This is a genomic window from Streptomyces sp. WM6386 (assembly GCF_000972385.1).
In the GTDB taxonomy this organism is placed as follows: Bacteria; Actinomycetota; Actinomycetes; order Streptomycetales; family Streptomycetaceae; genus Streptomyces.
In genome coordinates, this window is the sequence record NZ_JXTE01000002.1 from 180,596 (window position 1) to 199,451 (window position 18,856).

Here is an 18,856-nt window from a genome sequence, read left to right on the forward strand (position 1 = left end):
GGACGTGAGCGGGGTCACTTGTTGGAGTTGATGACCGCCTCCATCACGCTCTTGGCGATGGGCGCCGCGAGGCCGCTGCCGGAGATGTCGTCGCGGACCGCCTTCTCGTCCTCGACGACCACGGCCACGGCGACCGGCTTGCTGCCGTCGCCGAGCTTGGCGTACGAGATGAACCAGGCGTAAGGGTTCTTGCTGTTGTTCTCGCCGTGCTGGGCGGTGCCGGTCTTGCCGCCGACCGTGACGCCGTCGCCCATCTGTGCGGTTTTGCCGGTGCCGTCCTTGACGACCGTCTCCATCATCGACTGCAGGATCTGCGCGTTCTTCGCCGACAGCGGCTGGCTGTACGTCTCCGGGTCGGTCTTCTCGATGACGTCGACATTGCTGGCCTGGAGTTCATCGACCATGTACGGCTTCATGAGGGTGCCGTCGTTGGCGACCGCGGAGGCGACCATGGCCATCTGCAGCGGGGTGGCGGCGGTGTTGAACTGGCCGATGGAGGACAGGGCGACCTGCGAGGGCTCCATGTCGTCGGAGAAGACGGAGGCGCTGGAACGGACCGGCGTGAACTGTTCCTCGGTGAAGCCGAACTTCTTGGCCTCTTCGAGCATCTTCTCGTTCTTGAGGTCAGCGCCGATCTTGCCGAAGACGGTGTTGCAGGACACCCGCAGTGCCTCACGGAGCGTGGCGTTCTTGCAGGGGATGTTGCCCTCGTTCTTCAGCTCGGTCGTGGTGCCCGTCATGACCCAGGGCAGCGGGGAGTCCGTCTTTTCGTCCGCGTCGTCGTACAGGCCGTTCTCCAGCGCGGCGGCCGCGGTGACGACCTTGAAGGTGGAGCCGGGCGGGTAGACCTCGCGCAGCGCCCGGTTGAGCATCGGGTCGGCGGGGTTGTTCTTCTTGTCGAGGGCCTTCCAGGCCTTCTCGTCCGACTCGCCGCCGCCGGCGATCGTTCCGGGGTCGTACGACGGGTAGGAGGCCATCGCCAGGATCTTGCCGGTGGACGGTTCGAGCGCGACGACCGCACCCTTGCCGCGCTTGGCGAGGCCCTCGTACGCGGCCTTCTGGGCGGCGGCGTTGAGGGTGGTGACGACGTTGCCGCCTTCCTTCGCCTTGCCCGTGATCATGTCGAGGGTGTTGCGGAAGAAGAGCCGGTCGTCGTTGCCGGTGAGGATGCCGTCCTCGAGGTACTCCAGCTGGTTGGCGCCGTAGGCCTGGGAGACGAAGCCGGTGACGGGCGCCCACATGGCGCCGTCCTTGTAGGTGCGCTTGTACTTGAAGTCGCCCGTGGTCGTCTCTTTGTACCCGGTGATGGCCTTGCCGTCGACGATGATGTTGCCGCGCGGGGTGGCGTAGCGCTCGATGGCGACCCGGCGGTTGTCGGTGTCGGTCCTCAGGTCGTCGGCCTTGACGTACTGGAGCCAGTTGTCACGGATGAGCAGGGCCATGACGAGGAGGCCGCAGAAGATCGCGATCCGGCGCAGGGGCTTGTTCATGACGGGCGGACCACCTGGGTCATCTCGGCGTCGGGGTTGGGGGCGGGAGCGGGTGCCGGACGGCGTGCGGTGTCGCTGATGCGCAGCAGGATGCCGATCAGGGCCCAGTTGGCGATGACGGACGAACCGCCGTAGGCCACGAACGGCAGCGTCATGCCGGTCAGCGGGATGAGGCCCATGACACCGCCGGCCACGACGAAGACCTGGAGGGCGAAGGCGCCGGACAGGCCGATGGCCAGCAGCTTGCCGAACGGGTCGCGGGCGGCCAGGGCGGTGCGCACACCGCGCTCGACGATCAGGCCGTAGATCAGCAGGATCGCCATGACGCCGGCGAGGCCCAGTTCCTCGCCGAACGTGGCGAGGATGAAGTCGGAGTTGGCGGCGAAGCCGATGAGGTCGGAGTTGCCCTGCCCGAGGCCGGTACCGAGGGTGCCGCCGGAGCCGAATGCCCACAGCGCCTGCATGGACTGCTCGGTGTGGCCGTAGATGCCCTGCCTGCTGAGTGTGTACTCGCGCATGGGGTCGAGCCATGCCTGGACTCGCTGCTGGACGTGCGGCTCGAAGGAGGCGACACCCACGGCGCCGGCGGCGGACATCAGCAGGCCGAAGACGATCCAGCTGGTCCGCTCGGTGGCGACGTACAGCATGATGATGAACATCCCGAAGAACAGCAGGGATGTACCGAGGTCGGTCTCGAAGACCAGGATGAGGATCGACATCACCCAGACGACGAGGATCGGACCGAGGTCGCGGCCGCGTGGCAGGTACAGGCCCATGAAGCGACGGCTGGCCAGGGCCAGGGCGTCTCTCTTGACCATGAGATAGCCGGCGAAGAAGACCGCGAGGGCGATCTTCGCGAACTCGCCGGGCTGGAGCGTGCCGAGTCCGGGGATCTTGATCCAGATCTTGGCGCCGTAGGTGGGGGCGCTGAGGCCGGGAATCAGCGGCATCACGAGCAGGAGCATGGCCCCGGCCATGGAGATGTAGGTGTAGCGCTGCAGGACGCGGTGGTCCTTGAGGAAGATCAGCACGGCCACCAGCAGGGCGACGCCCAGCGCCGAGTACAGCAGCTGACGCGGTGCCGCGTCGGGGTAGTTGGCGCTTAGTCTCTTGGACTGGTCCAGGCGCCAGATGACGACTAGGCCGAGCCCGTTCAGCAGCGTAGCCAGAGGCAGCAGCAGGGGGTCGGCGTACGGCGCGAACTTGCGGACGACGAGGTGGCCGACGCCGGCGAGGAGGCCGAGTCCCAGGCCGTAGCCCAGCAGTCCGGGCGGCACCTCGTCGTTGATGGCCAGCCCGACGTTGACGTAGGCGAACACCGGGATGACGACGGCGAACACCAGCAGCGCGAGCTCGGTGTTGCGTCGGCTCGGTGTGCCGATCGAGCCGATCGTGGACGTGTGGTGCGTCGACGTGTTGGAAGTACTGCTCATCGTGTGACTGGGCCTCTCACGGCTTGCCTACTGCGTACCGCACTGCCCGACGACCTGCTTCTCTTCGTCCGAGAGGGTGGGGCCGGGGGTGGGAGTGGGCGCGGTCGGGGAGGCGGAAGCGTTCGGGGACGGTGAGGTCGTGGTGGACGGGGTCGGTGAGGCCTTGGACGTGAGGGAGGTCCTGGTGGTTCCCGTGGTGCCTCCGGCCTCGCCCTCGCCGGTCTTGGAGTTCTGCTCGCTCTCGGCGGCCTGCTGTTCGGCGCGCTTCTTGCACGCGGAGGCCTGCAGGGAGAGTTCGTCGATTTTCTTCTGGGCGGTCTTGAGGTCGCCTTCGGCGATGGTGCCCTCGACGAGCTTCTGCTGGTACGGCGGCAGGTACTTGAGTTCGATCTCGGGGTGGTCCTTCTGCACCTTCGACAGCGACACCCAGGCAAGGTCCTGGCTGATGCCCCGGTACAGCGCCACGTGTTCGTCGTTGGTGGCCACGTAGTACTGGGTCTGGGTCCAGCGCCAGCCGCCGTAGAGGCCGCCGCCGACGACGGCGAGTGCGAGGGCGATGTAGAAGGATCTCTTCAGCCACTTGCGGCCCTTGCGGGGCTTGACGAAGTCCTCGTCGCTGTAGTCGCCGAAGCCGTCGGTGGGGATGAAGCCGGTGACGTCGCCGGATCCGGGCGGGCCGAACTGTCCGCCCCCGCCCTGTCCGGGCACCTGGCGGCCGAGCCCGGAGGCGCGGCCCGCGGGGGTCTGCATGATGCCGTTGTCGTGCAGTTGGTGCTGCTGGTTCTCGGCGACCGCGCCGACGACGACCGGGGTGTCGGAGAGCTGCCCGGCGAGGGTGTCCCCGGTGTCCAGGTCCAGTACGTCGGCGACGATGACCGTGATGTTGTCGGGGCCGCCGCCGCGCAGGGCGAGCTGGATCAGCTCCTGCACGGTCTCCTGGGGGCCCTGGTAGCTGGCGAGGGTGTCCTCGAGGGTCTGGTGGGAGACGACCCCGGACAGCCCGTCGGAGCAGATCAGGTAGCGGTCGCCGGCGCGGACCTCGCGGATGGAGAGGTCGGGCTCGACGTGCTCGCCGCTGCCCAGTGCGCGCATCAGCAGGGAGCGCTGCGGGTGGGTGGTGGCTTCTTCCTCGGTGATGCGGCCCTCGTCGACCAGGCGCTGCACCCAGGTGTGGTCCTGGGTGATCTGGGTGAGGACGCCGTCGCGGAGCAGGTACGCGCGCGAGTCGCCGACATGGACGAGGCCGAGGCGCTGGCCGGTCCACAGCAGGGCGGTGAGCGTGGTGCCCATGCCCTCGAGCTGGGGGTCCTCCTCGACCAGGGAGCGCAGTTGGTCGTTGGCGCGCTGGACGGCGGTGCCGAGGGAGGTGAGGACGTCGGAGCCGGGGACGTCGTCGTCGAGGGCGACGATGGTGGAGATGGCCTCGGAGGAGGCGACCTCACCGGCGGCGGCGCCGCCCATGCCGTCGGCGATGGCGAGGAGGCGCGGACCGGCGTATCCGGAGTCCTCGTTGCCCTCCCGGATCATGCCTTTGTGCGATCCGGCGGCGAAGCGCAGTGACAGACTCATGCGCACCTCGCCCGTCGGCTCCGGATACATCCGCACGGTGCCCACCCTCCGGTCGGGAGCGCGCCGGGGCCCGGGGTGGGGGCCCACTCCGCGTGCTCGCTCCGCTCGCGCCTATTCATGATGTAGCACTACTTCCGCAGCTCGATGACGGTCTTGCCGATGCGGATCGGCGCGCCCAGCGGAATCGGTGTGGGGGTCGTCAGCCGACTCCGGTCCAGATAGGTGCCGTTGGTGGACCCGAGGTCCTCGACGATCCACTGGCCGTCCCGGTCCGGGTAGATCCTGGCGTGCCTGCTGGAGGCGTAGTCGTCGTCCAGCACGATGGTGCTGTCGTGCGCCCGGCCCAGGGTGATGGTCTGGCCCTGGAGCGCGACGGTGGTGCCGGTGAGGGTGCCCTCGCTGACGACCAGCTTGCTGGGGGCGTTACGGCCGCGGCGGCCGGCGGCGGGCTGCTGGCGCTGCTGCGGGGGCGCCGGTTGGCGCTGGGCCTGCTGCGGCCGGGCGGCCTCTCGCCTGGCCCCGCGCTGGGTGACGCGCGTACCGAACAGGTCGCTGCGGATGACCTGCACGGCCACGATCACGAACAGCCACAGTACGGCTAGGAAACCCAGCCGCATGACCGTGAGGGTCAGCTCTGACATTGCCCCCGCTTCACCCTTCGGCTTGCCGGTAAATGATGGTGGTGTTGCCCACGACGATCCGCGAGCCGTCGCGGAGCGTAGCGCGGGTGGTGTGCTGTCCGTCCACCACGATGCCGTTGGTGGATCCGAGATCCTGGACGGTCGAGGGCGTTCCGGTCCGGATCTCACAGTGCCGGCGGGAGACGCCGGGGTCGTCGATCCGCACGTCGGCCTCGGTGCTGCGGCCCAGCACCAGCGTCGCGCGGGAGATCTGATGGCGGGCGCCGTTGATCTCGATCCAGTGGCGGGTGCGTCCGCCTGCCGCGGCTGCGGGAGCGGGTGCGGCAGGGGGCCGCTGGCCGCTCGCGGGCTGCGGGTATCCGTAGCCGCCGGGGCGGCCGCCGGGTGGCGGCGCGGCCGGCATGGGCGGGGCGCCCGGGGCTCCGGCGGGAGCCGCGGCCGGCGCGGAGCCGTAGCCGCCGGGGGCCGCGGGCCGGCCCGCCGGGGCGGCCGCACCGGGGGCCTGCTGGTCGGTGGAGGAGGCGAGCGTGCGGCTGCGCACCCGGTACAGGCCGGTGTCGAGGTCGTCGGCCTTCTCCAGGTGGACCTTGATGGAGCCCATGAAGGTGTAGCGCTGCTGCTTGGCGTAGTCGCGCACCATGCCGGCGAGCTCGTCGCCGAGCTGGCCGGAGTACGGGCTCAGGCGCTCGAAGTCCGGTGTGCTCAGCTCCACGATGAAGTCGTTGGGGACGACCGTGCGGTCGCGGTTCCAGATGGTCGCGTTGTTGTCGCACTCGCGCTGGAGTGCTCCCGCGATCTCCACGGGCTGTACCTCGGACTTGAACACCTTGGCGAAGGTGCCGTTGACCAGACCTTCGAGGCGCTGCTCGAACTTCTTCAGGACTCCCATGGGGCACCTCCTCCGTAGCTGCTGCCGTCCTGCACCCCGCAGAGCGGGTACTGCCTTACCTGGTACTGCTTACTGATCGTATCCACGCGCCGGTCAATCGGCTGGTTCCCCCTGTCGGCCTCGTCGACGGGTGTCGACGCCTCCGAAGTTCCCTGTGGAGCTCCTCTTCGAACTCCCCCGGCCGACTCCTCCTGTCAAGGATCGTAGAGGTGGCCGCAGACAAGTGTCCCGCACCTGACTGTGGACCCCGACCGGCTCCTGGGGTGACGGGCGGTACCGGTACGAGGTTGATACGTGAACAGACACGTGTTGATACGTAGCCGGAAGAGCGGTGGGTTGGTGCGGGATGTCTACGGCCCTGATGAGCGGCTGCCCCTCGATAAGGGATGTGAACCCACCCCTGCCCGCGTGCTAATGTTCTGCATGTCGGAAGGCGCCAACCCCATGGGGAAACAGCCCGAAGACACACCCAATGCGCGGGTGGCGGAATAGGCAGACGCGCTGGATTCAGGTTCCAGTGCCCGAAAGGGCGTGGGGGTTCAACTCCCCCCTCGCGCACAGCTGAAAGCCCCGCAGGTCTCAGACCTGCGGGGCTTTTGCGTTGCCCTGCGGGCGCCGCCTGCCGTGAGGACAATCACACGCTGCGGCCCCGCCGGAGGCTTACGCGGCCAGGCGTTGGGCGAGGTGCTTCGCCTTGGTCTCGGCGTCCTGGTGGGCACGCGCGCGGGAAGCCTCGTAGAGGGGGACCAGTTCGGTCATCGCCGGGTTCTGCGGGGCCATGGTCAGCTCCGGGACGATGAAGTCGACGTCCAGGGCGAGGGAGTCGCCGAGTACCGCCCGCAGGTAGTTCTGCACGTACTCGAAGCCCTCGCGCGGAGTGCCCGGCGCGTAGGAGCCGCCGCGGCTGGCGACGACGGTGACCGGGGTGCCGGTGATCTTCGAGTCCTCGGTCATGAAGGTGCGGCCCACGAGCATCACGTTGTCCAGCCAGGCCTTGAGGGTCGAGGGGATCGCGAAGTTGTACATCGGGGCGCCGATCAGCACGGCGTCCGCCCCCTCCAGCTCCTCGATCAGCTGCACGCGCGCGTGGAAGGCGGCGGCCTGCTCGGGGGTGTGCGTGGCGGGATCGGAGAAGCCGGCGATGTGGGCGTCGGCGGTGATGTGCGGCACTGGGTCCGTGGCGAGGTCGCGGTAGATCACCGTGCCCTGGGGGTGCTGCTCCTCCCAGGTCCTGCGGAAGGCGTCCGTGACGGAGCGGGACGAGGAGGCGCCGTGGGGGAACACGGAGGAGTCGATGTGCAGCAGGGTGGCCATGGGGGTCTCCTGAGGAGCGGCGCGTGGCTAACAGTTCGTACTCGACTATTGATAACACAGGGACTTACTTTTTTTCATCACCGTACGGGAGCGCAGTACCCTGAAGGCATGACGGTCGAGGAGAGTCACGGCACGGAGGCGTGCAAGCGGGTGGACGACGGGATCACCCGTGTCTTCCAGTTGCTGGGGAAGCGCTGGACCGGGCCGATCGTGGCCGTTCTGACCTCGGGGCCGGCGTACTTCGTCGACCTGCGCCGGGCGATTCCCGGCATCAGCGAGCGGATGCTGTCCGACCGTCTCACCGAGCTCGCCTCCGCGGGGCTCGTGCTGCGCGAGGTCGCCGAGGGGCCGCCACTTCGGGTGTCGTACCGGCTGACGGCGGCGGGGGCGGCGCTCGAGCCGGCGTTCGCGGAGCTGAAGCAGTGGGCGCAGCGGCACTTGCCGGAGGGGCCCGGGGGCGGGTGCTGAGGGACTCCGACGCGGGGCGGGTGCCGAGGAGGGCGGTTGCGGGGCCGGTTTTCCACAGCCGTGGGGTCGTCCACAGGGTCTGACGCGTTTCGGCCACCGGCTGTACGGTCTGCACGAGTTGATGTTCGGGCGCGTGCATGGTCGGAGAGGCGGTCGCAATGACCGAGGTCGGGGTGGGGGCTTCTGGCGAGGTTTCCGTGGGCGTGGCGCGCAGGCTGCCGCGGGCGCGGGGCTTCGCCGAGTGGCCGGTGCAGGGATCGCCCAAGCAGGAGGGCAAGGCGCTGCGCAAGCGGGTCCCGCGTGGGGCGCACACCGCGCTCGACCTGGACGGCTCGCGTCCCGACGCGGTGAGCGCGGTCGAGGAGTCCAGCCGCGACCGCATCCCAGAACTCACACCGCTGCGCGTCGGGCGGATGGCGGCAACGCCCTTCGCCTTCCTGCGCGGCTCGGCGGGCCTCATGGCCTACGACCTGGCGCGTACCCCCATGACCCGGATCCGCGCCCAGATCTGCGGTGACGCCCACGCGGCCAACTTCGGTCTGTACGGGGACGCGCGTGGCGATCTGGTCATCGATCTCAACGACTTCGACGAGACGGTCCAGGGCCCCTGGGAGTGGGACCTCAAGCGGCTCGCGGCCTCGCTGGTGCTCGCCGGCCGGGAGGCGGGCGCGGACGAGGACACCTGCCGCGGTGCGGCGCACGGCGCGGTGGGCGCCTACCGCCGCACCATGCGGCTGCTGGCCAGGCTCCCGGTGCTGGACGCGTGGAACGCGATCGCGGACGAGGAGCTCGTCTCCCACACCGACGCCCACGATCTCGTCGGCACGCTGCAGCGGGTCTCCGAGAAGGCGCGGGCCAACACCAGCGGACGGTTCGCGGCGAAGTCGACCGAGCAGACCGAGGACGGCGGGCGCCGCTTCGTCGACGCCCCGCCCGTGCTGCGGCGCGTGCCGGACACGGAGGCCGCGGCGGTGGCCGGGTCCCTGGAGGGGTACCTGGAGTCGCTCTCCGAGGACCGTCTTCCGCTGCTGTCCCGGCACGCGGTGCACGACGTCGCGTTCCGGGTCGTCGGTACGGGCAGCGTCGGTACACGGTCGTACGTCGTGCTGCTCCTCGACCACCGAGGTGAGTCGCTGGTGCTCCAGGTGAAGGAGGCCCGTCCCTCGGCGCTGCTGCCGCACCTGGTGACCGCCGGGTTCGAGGCGCCCGCCGTCGAGCACGAGGGCCGCCGGGTCGTCCTCGGGCAGAAGCGGATGCAGGTCGTCAGCGACATCCTGCTGGGCTGGACGTCGGTGGAGGGACGGCCGTTCCAGGTACGGCAGTTCCGCAACCGCAAGGGCAGCGTCGACCCTGCCGCGCTCGCCGCGGACCAGATAGACGACTACGGCCGTATGACGGGGGCGCTGCTGGCCCGCGCCCACTCGCACAGCGTCGACCCGCGCCTCGTGGCCGGGTACTGCGGCAAGAGCGAGGAACTGGACGAGGCGATGGCCGCGTTCGCCGTGGCGTACGCCGACCGTACGGAGGCGGACCACGCGGCGCTGGTGGCGGCGGTGCGGTCGGGGAGGCTCGCGGGCGAGACGGGGGTGTGAGGGGCTTGCGGCCGGTGGGGGTCTTCGTCGGTGAGGTACGTCGTACGAGGGGTCTCGCGACTCCAAGTGGATGTCCTGGACGTCTGTGACGTGGCCGCGCTCGGGGAGGTGATCCTAGGCGAGGTGTTGCCGCACGACGGGGGCTGCACCCATGAGGTCGTATGCCGGCCGGGGACACTGGTCGTCGCGTGCCGGGACCTCGCGGCGCAGTGGGGGGCGGCGGATTGCCCGGGTGCGCGTGGGGGCTGACACCCGTCGTCCGAGGGCCGGCCCGGCCGTGGCCTACGCTGGTCGGGTGACGACCCCGGAAGCTGAGCAGGGTGGTGTCGCCGGCGGGACGCGGGCGGCGCCCGAGGATGGTGCGCCCCGGCCCGAGGAGCGGCTGGAGCGGGCCGTGCGGGCCGCCGAGCAGGCGCTGATCGAGTACGAGATCGCGGTGGAGACCTTCCGGGTCGAGGTCGAGAACTTCTCCCGGCTGCACCACCAGAGACTCGGCCCGATGTACACCCGGCTCGACGAACTGGACGCCCAGATCGCCGAGGCCACGGCCGAGCGCACCGGTGACCCCGAGGACCGGCGCAAGGCTGACGAGGCCCGTGCCCGGGTGATGCCGATGCCGGCGGTGGAGGAACTGTTCCACGGCTGGATGGATGGGGACGGGCTGTTCCCGGAGGCCGTGGCGATGCTCACGGAGCAGCCGGTGCGGCCCCCGCAGCGGGTGCGGCCCAGCGACGAGGCCCGCAAGCTCTACCGCGAGCTGGTCCGCAAGGCCCACCCCGACCTGGCGCAGGACGACACCGAGCGGGCACGGCGCGACGAGTTCATCACCCGGGTCAACGCCGCCTACGCCCGCGGTGACGAGCCGCTGCTGCGGGAGCTGGCCGAGGAGTGGGCCGCCGGGCCGAAGCCGCCGGAGCAGGGGCCGACGCCGAGCGAGGAGCTCTACGCCCGCCTCGAGTGGCTCGCCCAGCGCAAGGAGCTGCTCAGCGTGGTCGCGCGGGAGCTGGAGGAGAGCGCGATCGGGGCGATGCTGCGGCTGGCCCCGGACGACCCCGACCGGCTCCTGGAGGAGATCGCCGAGCAGTTGCTGGCGCAGCTCGCGGAGCGGGAGCGGGAGCTGGCGGAGCTGCTCGGGCAGTAGGCGGGCCGGGTGCCGGGTGCCGGGCGGGCTTGTGGACGTCGGGTGTCGGCTTGGCGGGGTGGGTCTCGTGGCCGTGGGGCTCGGGTGGCGCTCAGGTAGCCTCGGGGCATGAGTTTCGGAGCTTCCCTGCCCTCGGTCGACGTCGCCGGTGTTCCGGCCGACGGTCTCGTTGTGGATGTCCGTGAGGCCGACGAGTGGGCCGCGGGGCATGTCGAGGGTGCGCTGCACGTGCCCATGAGTGACTTCGTGGCCCGGTTCGGCGAGGTGACCGAGGCGGTGGCGGAGGGTCGGCGGGCCTATGTGATGTGCCGCGTCGGCGGTCGCTCCGCGCAGGTCACCCAGTATCTGGTCCAGCAGGGAATCGACGCCGTGAACATCGACGGCGGCATGCTGGCCTGGGAGGGCGCAGGCCGCCCCATGGTCACGGACAACGGTTCGCCGGCGTTCGTCCTCTAGGGCAGATGGCCGGGCCGGGCGCGTGTCAGGCCAGAGGATGCGCCGCCAGCAGGTCGCCCAGCGTCTCCTCGTGGGCGGCTGCCGGGCCGAGCGACAGTTCCAGGTGCTTGGCCCAGGCGTGGTAGCGGTGCAGCGGGTAGTCGATGTCGGCGCCGAACCCGCCGTGCAGATGCTGCGCCGTCTGCACGACCCGCCGTACGCCCTCGGAGGCCCAGATCTTCGCCACGGCGACCTCACCTGAGACCGGCAGCGTGCCCTGCGTCCCGGAGCCGGTCCGCCAGGCCGCCTGCCACAGGGTGGCCTCCATCGCCTTCAGGTCGATGTAGCGGTCGGCGGCCTGCACGGCGACGGCCTGGAACGTGGCGACCGGGAAGCCGAACTGCTCCCGCTTGCTGGTGTATTCACTGGTCATCCGCAGGACCTGACGGCCCAGGCCGAGTGCCTGCGCACACGTCCCGACGGTCAGCAGATGCCGTAGCGACTCCCACGCACCGTCCGCGTCGACGATGTCCCGGGCCGCGATCCGCGCCGACTCCAGCCGTAGTTCGCCGAGCCGCTCGCCGGTGGTGGAGAGCTGCTCGGCGAGGGCGACCCCTTCGCCGGCGGGCGCTACCAGCGCGAGCACGGTCTGCCCGGCCGCCGTGTGCGCGGGTACGACGATGTGGTCCGCGTCGAACGCCCACGGCACCGCCGTCTGCACGCCGTCCAGGATCCACTCCGCGCCCTCCTGCCGTGCGGTCACGGCGAGTTCGGCAGGGTCGTGGCCGGTACGGCCGCTCGCGGCGACGGTCAGCACGACCTCGCCGCGGCCCGCCCGGGCGAGCAGGCCGGACCTCAACTCCTCGGTGCCATGGGCCTGTACGGCCGCCGCGGCCGCGCTGCTCTCCAGCAGCGGTACTCGCGCCAGCACCTTCGCCGACTCGATCAGTGCCAGACACAGCGCGACCGCGTCCAGACCGGCCCCGCCGTACTCCTCCTTCAGCAGCAGGCTCAGCAGGTCCGCGTCGGCGAGCCTGCTCCACAGCTCGGTGTCGAACGTGTCGGCGACGGCGCCCGTGGCGAGCGCGGGGCTCGGCACCCCGTCCGGCGCGACCCCGGCGAACACGCCCCGTGCCGCCTCGGCCGCCGCCTGCTGCTCCTCGGTGAAGGTGAAGTCCACGGTCCCTGTCCTCCCGACGCGTCAGCCGATCGACGGGTGAGCCGATCTGACGGACCGTCAAGATAGAACAGGTTCTAGAAGAAGGGAACGGGGCAGCCCACCTCAGGTGCCCTCACCTGTCGAAGTCCAGCTCCACCGTCTCCGTCGCCGGATGCGACTGGCACGCCAGTACGTACCCGGCCTCCGTCTCCTCCGGCTCCAGCGCGAAGTTGCGGTCCATGCGGACCTCGCCGGAGACGAGGAAGGCGCGGCAGGTGCCGCACACCCCGCCCTTGCAGGCGTAGGGCGCGTCGGAGCGGTTGCGCAGGACCGCGTCGAGAAGTGACTCGCCGTCCTGGACGGGCCAGGTTCCGCCGCGGCCGTCGAGACGGGCGGTCACGGTGCTGTGTGCGGGCGCGGGGGTCCTGGGCGCCGGGGCCGCTCCCTCGTCGACGTGGAAGATCTCCTCGTGGACGCGGCTCCGGGGGACGCCGAGCTCCCTCAGGGCTCGTTCCGCACCCTGCACCAGCCCGAACGGCCCGCACAGGAACCAGCCCGCCACATCCGCCACCGGCAGCAGCGCCGGCAGCAGCCCCGTCAGCCGCTCCCGGTCGAGCCGTCCGGACGGCAGCCCGGCCTGCTGCTCCTCCCGGGAGAGAACCGTGGCGAGCTGCAGCCGCTCCGGGTAGCGGTCCTTCAGGTCGGCGACCTCGTCCAGGAACATCGTCGAGGCGGCCGTACGGTCACTGCGGATCAGGCAGAACCGGGCCTCGGGCTCGCGCGCCAGCAGCGTCGACACGATCGACAGCACCGGGGTGATGCCGCTGCCGCCGACGACCGCCGCGTACAGGCCGGGTGCGGGGGCGAGGGTGAAGCGCCCCGCGGGAGTCATCACCTCCAGCTCGTCGCCGACGGCGATCTCCTTGAGGGCGTACGTGGAGAAGGCTCCGCCGTCCACCAGCCGCACACCGACGCGCAGCCGGCGAGGGGCTTCGGCGTCCGGTGCCGGGGAGCAGATCGAGTACGTGCGCCGGATCTCCTCGCCGTCCCCCGTGCGGCGCACGGCGAGGTGCTGGCCCGGTGTGTACCGGTAGGCCTCGCCGAGTTCCGGCGGCACGGTGAAGGTGAGGGCCACGGAGTCGTCGGTGAGCGGGTCGACCGCCGCCACCCGGAGCGCGTGGAAGCGGGCCATCACAACTCCTTGAAGTGGTCGAACGGTTCACGGCAGTCCAGACAGCGCCGCAGCGACTTGCAGGCCGTGGAGGAGAAACGGCTGAGCAGCTCGGTGTCGGCGGATCCGCAGTGCGGGCAGCGGACGGGGTCGATGGTGTCGAGCGTCCGGGTGGAGCTCAGGGACACGGTCACCGGTCCTGCCGCCCGCTGCGTGCGGGGCGGGGCTATGCCGAACTCCCGCAGCTTTCGGCGGCCTTCCGCCGAGATGTCGTCCGTCGACCAGGCGGGCGCGAGGACCGTGCGCACGGTGACCTCGCGGACGCCGTGGGCGTGCAGCGCCCGCTCGATGTCCACGGACATCGCCTCGATCGCCGGACAGCCGGTGTACGTCGGGGTCAGTTCGACCTCGGCCGTGTCCTCGCCGCGGACGTGCACCGCGCGCACGACTCCCAGTTCCCGCAGGGTGAGCACGGGCAGTTCGGGGTCGGGCACCGACCCCGCCACCTCCAGGAGTTCCGCCTCCAGCGGTGTCACGGTCACCATGACGCCCCCGGGTGGCTGCGGTGCAGATGCTGCATCTCGGCGAGCATCCGCCCGAAGGACTCGGTGTGCAGGCCCTGCCGGCCCGCACCCGCCGTCCACGCGCCCGTGCGCGGTCCCTCGGGGACGCTCAGGGTGGCGCGGCCCAGGACGTCCGTGACGGACGCCAGCCATGTCGTCTCCAACGCGGTCCAGTCGACGTCGACGCCCTCCACCGGCTGGAACATCTCGCCGGTGAACCGCCACAGCGCCTCGCACGCCCGGCGCATTCGCTCATGGCTGACGTCCGTGCCGTCGCCGAGGCGCAGGGTCCACTGCTCGGCGTGGTCGCGGTGGTAGGCGACCTCCTTGACGGCCTTCGCGGCGAGCGGGGCGAAGGGGCCCTCGCCCGCGGCCAGTTCGGCGTGGAGCAGGTGCTGGTAGGTGGAGAAGTACAGCTGGCGGGCGATGGTGTGGGCGAAGTCGCCGTTGGGCTGTTCCACCAGCTGGAGGTTGCGGAAGGCGCGCTCCCCGCGCAGATACGCCAGTTCGTCCTCGTCGCCGGCCATCGAGAGCAGGACGCGGGCCTGGCCCAGGAGGTCCAGCGCGATGTTGGCGAGGGCGACCTCCTCCTCCAGGACGGGGGCGTGGCCGGCCCATTCGCCGAGGCGGTGGGAGAGCACCAGGGCGTCGTCGCCGAGGGCCAGAGCGGCGGCGTGCGTGGCCAGGTCGACGCTCACAGGTGCTTCACCCCGTCCGGGATCTCGTAGAACGTCGGGTGGCGGTAGGGCTTGTCGGCGGACGGTTCGAAGAACGGGTCCTTCTCGTCCGGCGAGGACGCGGTGATCGCGGAGGACGGGACGACCCAGATCGAGACGCCCTCGCCGCGGCGGGTGTACAGGTCGCGGGCGTTGCGCAGGGCGAGGTCCGCGTCCGGTGCGTGCAGGCTGCCGGCGTGGGTGTGCGAGAGGCCGCGGCGGGAGCGTACGAAGACCTCCCACAGAGGCCAGTCGGTGTTCGTCATGCGCGCGTGGCTCCCGTCTCGGTGTGCTTGCCTGCGTAGGCCGAGGCGGCCTCGCGGACCCAGGCGCCCTCGTCGTGGGCCCGCCTGCGCTGGGTGATCCGCTGTTCGTTGCAGGGGCCGTTGCCCTTGAGGACGTTCTTGAACTCGGTCCAGTCGATCGGGCCGAATTCGTGCCGGCCCAGCTCCTCGTTCCACTTCAGGTCCGGGTCGGGGAGCGTGAGGCCCAGGGACTCGGCCTGGGGGACGCAGATGTCGACGAAGCGCCGGCGCAACTCGTCGTTGGAGTGCCGCTTGATCTTCCAGGCCATCGACTGCGCGGAGTGTGCGGACTCGTCGTCGGGCGGGCCGAACATCATCAGGGACGGCCACCACCAGCGGTCCACGGCGTCCTGGGCCATCGCGTGCTGCTCGGGGGTGCCCTTGCTGAGGGCCAGCAGGAGCTCGTAGCCCTGGCGCTGGTGGAAGGACTCCTCCTTGCAGACGCGGACCATCGCGCGTGCGTACGGGCCGTAGGAGCAGCGGCACAGGGGGACCTGGTTGGTGATCGCGGCGCCGTCCACGAGCCAGCCGATCGCGCCGACGTCCGCCCAGGTCAGCGTGGGGTAGTTGAAGATCGATGAGTACTTCTGGCGGCCGGAGTGGAGCTTGTCGAGCAGTTCGTCGCGGCCGGTGCCGAGGGTCTCGGCCGCGCTGTAGAGGTAGAGGCCGTGCCCGGCCTCGTCCTGGACCTTGGCCATCAGGATGGCCTTGCGGCGCAGCGAGGGCGCGCGCGTGATCCAGTTCGCCTCCGGCTGCATGCCGATGATCTCGGAGTGGGCGTGCTGGGCGATCTGGCGGACCAGCGTCGCGCGGTAGGCGTCCGGCATCCAGTCGCGCGGTTCGATGCGCTCGTCGGCGGCCACAGCGGCGTCGAAGGCGCGCTCGTACGCGTCCTGGTCGACGGCGTCCTCCCTGTCGTACGCCTGTGCTGCTGTTGCCATGTGGCCCCCTCGACCCTGTGTGCTGCCCGGAGCAGCAGGCTCCCGACCGATCGTTCGGTTCGTCGATTCCATGGTGTGCCGGGCGCCGTAAGGTGTCAACCGCTGTGGATAACCTGCCGACGGGCTGTGCGGGCGGGAGGGCCTGAGTACCGTTCCCGTGCGAGCGCCGTGGAGTGGTGCGCGAGGGTGGTGGAGCGCCCTGCGGCCTCGTGGCCGGAATACGGAGCGGACATCGGGAGACGGGGCGCAATGGACGCGTACGACACAGGCTCGGGCGCCCGGAACGGGCCTGCCGACGAGCCGGGGGCGCCGGAGGGGGACGCCTGGCCGCGGCCTGCCCTGCCCACAGCCGGCGATCCCGCGGACGCGACTCCCCCACCCTCGCCGTACGACTCGCCTCCCCCGCAAGGCACCGAACCCCGCACCGGTGTGGCCGGCCTCTCGCTCCGCTACCAGATCGGTGCCGCGCTGGCGCTCGCGATCGTGGCGGTCACCGTCTGCGTCCATCTGGGGATGACGTTCCTGCATGTCGCGCCGGCGAACGCGGTCACCAAGCAGCACGGCAAGGCGATCGACGACTGGATCTACCCGGAGTTCGAGCAGAACTGGAAGCTGTTCGCGCCGAACCCGCTGCAGCAGAACATCGCGGTCCAGGTGCGGGCCCAGGTCCTCGCCGAGGACGGCACGGTGCGGACCACCGGCTGGTACGACCTGTCCGCCGAGGACGGCCGGGCCATCGACGGCAATCTCCTGCCCAGCCACACCCAGCAGAACGAGCTGCGGCGCGCGTGGGACTTCTTCACCGCCACGCACGGCACCGACAACCGCCCCGTCGGTCTGCGCGGCGCCCTGTCCGAGACCTATCTGCGCCGCATCGTGGTGATGCGCCTGGACCGGGACGACGCGGCCGGGTCCGACGGCAGCGTCGAACGCGTTCAGGTCCGCTCCCGTACCACCAGTGTGCGACCGCCGAAATGGAGCCAGGAGCAGGTCTCCGAGAAGCCCCTGTACCGCGAGCTGCCCTGGTGGTCGGTCACGCCGGCCGATCTGCCGGGAGGTGCGCGGTGAACCGCTTCGCCCTGTCGCTATCCGCCGCCATCGCCCGTATCACCGAGTCGGCGCTGGGCCCGTACCAGAGCGCCGTGGTCCGCATCGGCTTCAGCGCGACCTGGCTGCTCTTCCTGCTGCGCGAGCTGCCCCACCGCCGGGAGCTGTACGGCCCCGACGGCCCGTGGAGCTGGGACCTCGCCGAGCAGCTGATCGCCGGCAACGGCGCCTTCACGGCGCTGATCTGGTCGGACGGCCGGATCTGGTTCGAGAACGTCTACGGCCTCGCCGTGCTGTCGAGCGTCCTGCTGCTGCTGGGCTGGCGCACCCGCACCATGTCGGTGCTCTTCATGGTCGGCGTGCTGTCGCTGCAGAACCGCTCCATCTTCATGGGCGACGGCGGCGACAACGTCCTGCACCTGATGTGCGTCTACCTCGTCTTCACGCGCTGCGGCCAGGTGTGGTCGCTGGACGCGCGCAGGGCGCGGCGCGAGCACGAGGCACGCGCGCGTGGCGAGCGGGTCGTGGACCGGGTCGGTCCGGCCCTGTGGATCGTGCTCGGGCTGATGCTGATCGCGGTGACCGGGGCCGGACGGCTGCTGGAGGGCGATCCGTTCATCCCCGCGCTGCTGTGGGCGGTGTGGCTGGGGCTCGGCGTGTGGTGGACGGTCGGGCGACTGGCGCGGACGGATCAGCCGCGGATCCTGCTCGACGTCATCGGCAACATCGTGCACAACGGCGCCCTGCTCGTGATCATGGCCGAGGCCTGTCTGATCTACGCCACGGCCGGCTGGTACAAGATCCAGGGCACGCGCTGGCAGGACGGCACCGCCGTCTACTACCCCCTGCACCTGGACTACTTCTCGCCCTGGCCCGCCCTCGCCGACGCGCTGTCCTCCAGCGCCACGATGGTGCTGCTCGTGACGTACGGGACCGTCGTGGTCCAGGTGGCCTTCCCGTTCACCCTGTTCAACCGGCGGGTCAAGAACGTCCTGCTGGCGGCCATGATGACCGAGCACGCGGTGATCGCGGTCGTCCTCGGGCTGCCGTTCTTCTCGCTGGCGATGATCGCCGCCGACGCGGTGTTCCTGCCGACGCCGTTCCTGCGCCGGGTGGGTGGCCGGGTGGCACGCGCGTGTGAACGGCTGACGGCGGGACGGGACGGTCCCGCGCCGGTGCCGGAGCCGCGCGCCCCGGAGGGCGCCGAGGAGAGGCACGTAGGCTTCACGGCATGACCGACCCCGCCGGCCTCTGGCACCGGCTCGCCGACTCCTCCGTCCTGCTCGACGGCTTCCACGCCCTCAAGCACGCGGTGCGCTTCGGCGCCGAGGTCCCGGTCGCGGTCACCACCGACCGACAGGCCACGCTCGCCCTCGCGGACGAACTCGCCCCCGACGTACGCCGGACGCTGGACGCGCTGCTGAGCGAGGTCCCGGAGCCGGTGTACGCCTCGCTGGTGCCGCGTCCGCATCCGACCGGGGTCGCCGCCCTGGCGGTACGACCGTCCCGCGCGGCCAACCTGGAGCGGCTGGCCCGGGTGGAGCGCACCGCCCCGGTGGTGGTCCTCGACCAGCCGCGCAACCTCGGCAACGCCGGGGCCGTGATCCGGCTGGCGGCGGGCTTCGGCGCGACGGGGGTGGTCACCACCGGCACGCTCGACCCCTGGCATCCGACGGTGGTGCGCGCAGGCGCCGGGCTGCACTTCGCGACGGCAGTGGAACGGGTGAAGGTCGAGGAACTGCCTCCGGGCCCGCTGTTCGCCCTGGACCCGGAGGGCGACGACATCCGGGGCCTCAAGCTCCCGGACGACGCCGTCCTCGCGTTCGGCTCGGAGCGCAGCGGACTGTCGGCCGGCCTACGCGCGCGTGCCGACCATTTGCTGTCCCTGCCGATGCGCTCGCAGGTGTCCAGCTACAACCTGGCCACCAGCGTGGCGATGACGCTGTACCACTGGAGCGCGGCCGGCTTCTGAGCGCTCTGTC

Annotated in this window: 19 protein-coding genes and 1 tRNA gene; 8 read left to right on the top strand and 12 right to left on the bottom strand. The window is 70.8% G+C overall.

The genetic code is table 11. The features are described from left to right. Window positions 1-14 precede the first annotated feature (14 nt). The 5 genes from TN53_RS02130 to TN53_RS02150 form a co-directional block, all read right to left on the bottom strand. Window positions 15-1,490 carry a peptidoglycan D,D-transpeptidase FtsI family protein gene (locus TN53_RS02130; RefSeq protein WP_046256547.1) on the bottom strand — a complete coding sequence of 492 codons (1,476 nt, stop codon included), beginning with the start codon at window positions 1,488-1,490 and terminating at the stop codon, window positions 15-17. Continuing rightward, window positions 1,487-2,923, bottom strand: a complete 1,437-nt coding sequence (locus tag TN53_RS02135) for an FtsW/RodA/SpoVE family cell cycle protein (RefSeq protein ID WP_046256548.1) — start codon at window positions 2,921-2,923, stop codon at window positions 1,487-1,489. Before TN53_RS02135 ends, TN53_RS02130 begins: the two co-directional genes overlap by 4 nt. Window positions 2,924-2,950: 27 nt before the next feature. Next, window positions 2,951-4,522, bottom strand: a complete 1,572-nt coding sequence (locus TN53_RS02140; protein WP_046256596.1) for a Stp1/IreP family PP2C-type Ser/Thr phosphatase — start codon at window positions 4,520-4,522, stop codon at window positions 2,951-2,953. A 98-nt stretch (window positions 4,523-4,620) separates the two neighbouring features. Then, window positions 4,621-5,133, bottom strand: coding sequence for an FHA domain-containing protein FhaB/FipA (locus tag TN53_RS02145; RefSeq protein ID WP_046256549.1), 513 nt, complete (start codon window positions 5,131-5,133; stop codon window positions 4,621-4,623). A 10-nt stretch (window positions 5,134-5,143) separates the two neighbouring features. Beyond that, window positions 5,144-6,022, bottom strand: a complete 879-nt coding sequence (locus TN53_RS02150) for an FhaA domain-containing protein (protein WP_046256550.1) — start codon at window positions 6,020-6,022, stop codon at window positions 5,144-5,146. 474 nt (window positions 6,023-6,496) lie between these two features. Between TN53_RS02150 and TN53_RS02155 the strand changes: the two genes are divergently transcribed. Continuing rightward, window positions 6,497-6,580, top strand: a tRNA-Leu gene (locus TN53_RS02155). A 102-nt stretch (window positions 6,581-6,682) separates the two neighbouring features. Here TN53_RS02155 and TN53_RS02160 read toward each other — a convergent pair. Further along, window positions 6,683-7,336: an FMN-dependent NADH-azoreductase gene (locus TN53_RS02160; protein ID WP_046256551.1), complete on the bottom strand. Its 654-nt coding sequence runs from the start codon at window positions 7,334-7,336 to the stop codon at window positions 6,683-6,685. Between the two features lie 108 nt (window positions 7,337-7,444). Between TN53_RS02160 and TN53_RS02165 the strand changes: the two genes are divergently transcribed. The 4 genes from TN53_RS02165 (at window position 7,445) to TN53_RS02185 (ending at window position 10,993) form a co-directional block, all read left to right on the top strand. After that, window positions 7,445-7,804 (top strand): winged helix-turn-helix transcriptional regulator, encoded by a 360-nt coding sequence (locus TN53_RS02165; RefSeq protein ID WP_046256552.1) that lies wholly within the window; start codon window positions 7,445-7,447, stop codon window positions 7,802-7,804. A gap of 158 nt (window positions 7,805-7,962) precedes the next feature. Beyond that, window positions 7,963-9,396, top strand: a complete 1,434-nt coding sequence (locus TN53_RS02170; RefSeq protein ID WP_046256553.1) for a DUF2252 domain-containing protein — start codon at window positions 7,963-7,965, stop codon at window positions 9,394-9,396. A 295-nt stretch (window positions 9,397-9,691) separates the two neighbouring features. Further along, on the top strand, window positions 9,692-10,537 hold the full coding sequence (locus tag TN53_RS02180) for a J domain-containing protein (protein WP_420719078.1): 846 nt from the start codon (window positions 9,692-9,694) through the stop codon (window positions 10,535-10,537). A 108-nt stretch (window positions 10,538-10,645) separates the two neighbouring features. Next, the gene (locus TN53_RS02185) at window positions 10,646-10,993 is read left to right on the top strand and encodes a rhodanese-like domain-containing protein (protein WP_046256556.1); all 348 of its coding nucleotides are present in this window, start codon (window positions 10,646-10,648) and stop codon (window positions 10,991-10,993) included. A gap of 25 nt (window positions 10,994-11,018) precedes the next feature. Here TN53_RS02185 and TN53_RS02190 read toward each other — a convergent pair whose 3' ends face one another. The 6 genes from TN53_RS02190 to paaA all read right to left on the bottom strand — a co-directional run bounded on the left by TN53_RS02190 (window position 11,019) and on the right by paaA (window position 15,827). Beyond that, window positions 11,019-12,152 (bottom strand): acyl-CoA dehydrogenase family protein, encoded by a 1,134-nt coding sequence (locus tag TN53_RS02190; RefSeq protein WP_046256557.1) that lies wholly within the window; start codon window positions 12,150-12,152, stop codon window positions 11,019-11,021. A 112-nt stretch (window positions 12,153-12,264) separates the two neighbouring features. Then, window positions 12,265-13,323 (bottom strand): 2Fe-2S iron-sulfur cluster-binding protein, encoded by a 1,059-nt coding sequence (locus TN53_RS02195; RefSeq protein ID WP_046256558.1) that lies wholly within the window; start codon window positions 13,321-13,323, stop codon window positions 12,265-12,267. Beyond that, window positions 13,323-13,847, bottom strand: a complete 525-nt coding sequence (paaD, locus tag TN53_RS02200; RefSeq protein WP_046256559.1) for a 1,2-phenylacetyl-CoA epoxidase subunit PaaD — start codon at window positions 13,845-13,847, stop codon at window positions 13,323-13,325. The genes TN53_RS02195 and paaD overlap by 1 nt, the downstream gene beginning before the upstream one ends. Next, a complete protein-coding gene (gene paaC, locus TN53_RS02205) occupies window positions 13,841-14,563 on the bottom strand; it encodes a 1,2-phenylacetyl-CoA epoxidase subunit PaaC (RefSeq protein WP_046256560.1) in 723 nt (240 codons plus the stop codon). Before paaC ends, paaD begins: the two co-directional genes overlap by 7 nt. After that, window positions 14,560-14,847, bottom strand: coding sequence for a 1,2-phenylacetyl-CoA epoxidase subunit PaaB (gene paaB / locus TN53_RS02210; protein ID WP_046256561.1), 288 nt, complete (start codon window positions 14,845-14,847; stop codon window positions 14,560-14,562). Before paaB ends, paaC begins: the two co-directional genes overlap by 4 nt. After that, the gene (gene paaA / locus TN53_RS02215; protein ID WP_046256562.1) at window positions 14,844-15,827 is read right to left on the bottom strand and encodes a 1,2-phenylacetyl-CoA epoxidase subunit PaaA; all 984 of its coding nucleotides are present in this window, start codon (window positions 15,825-15,827) and stop codon (window positions 14,844-14,846) included. Before paaA ends, paaB begins: the two co-directional genes overlap by 4 nt. 249 nt (window positions 15,828-16,076) lie before the next feature. Between paaA and TN53_RS02220 the strand changes: the two genes are divergently transcribed. Genes TN53_RS02220 through TN53_RS02230 form a run of 3 tightly spaced genes read left to right on the top strand, consistent with a single transcriptional unit; the run spans window position 16,077 to window position 18,846 of the window. Then, a complete protein-coding gene (locus TN53_RS02220; protein ID WP_046256563.1) occupies window positions 16,077-16,895 on the top strand; it encodes a DUF5819 family protein in 819 nt (272 codons plus the stop codon). Further along, entirely contained in the window at window positions 16,892-18,109 is a 1,218-nt protein-coding gene (locus tag TN53_RS02225; RefSeq protein ID WP_046256564.1) for an HTTM domain-containing protein, read from the top strand. Before TN53_RS02220 ends, TN53_RS02225 begins: the two co-directional genes overlap by 4 nt. Continuing rightward, window positions 18,106-18,846 carry a TrmH family RNA methyltransferase gene (locus TN53_RS02230; protein ID WP_046256565.1) on the top strand — a complete coding sequence of 247 codons (741 nt, stop codon included), beginning with the start codon at window positions 18,106-18,108 and terminating at the stop codon, window positions 18,844-18,846. The genes TN53_RS02225 and TN53_RS02230 overlap by 4 nt, the downstream gene beginning before the upstream one ends. The last annotated feature ends 10 nt before the right edge of the window (window positions 18,847-18,856 follow it).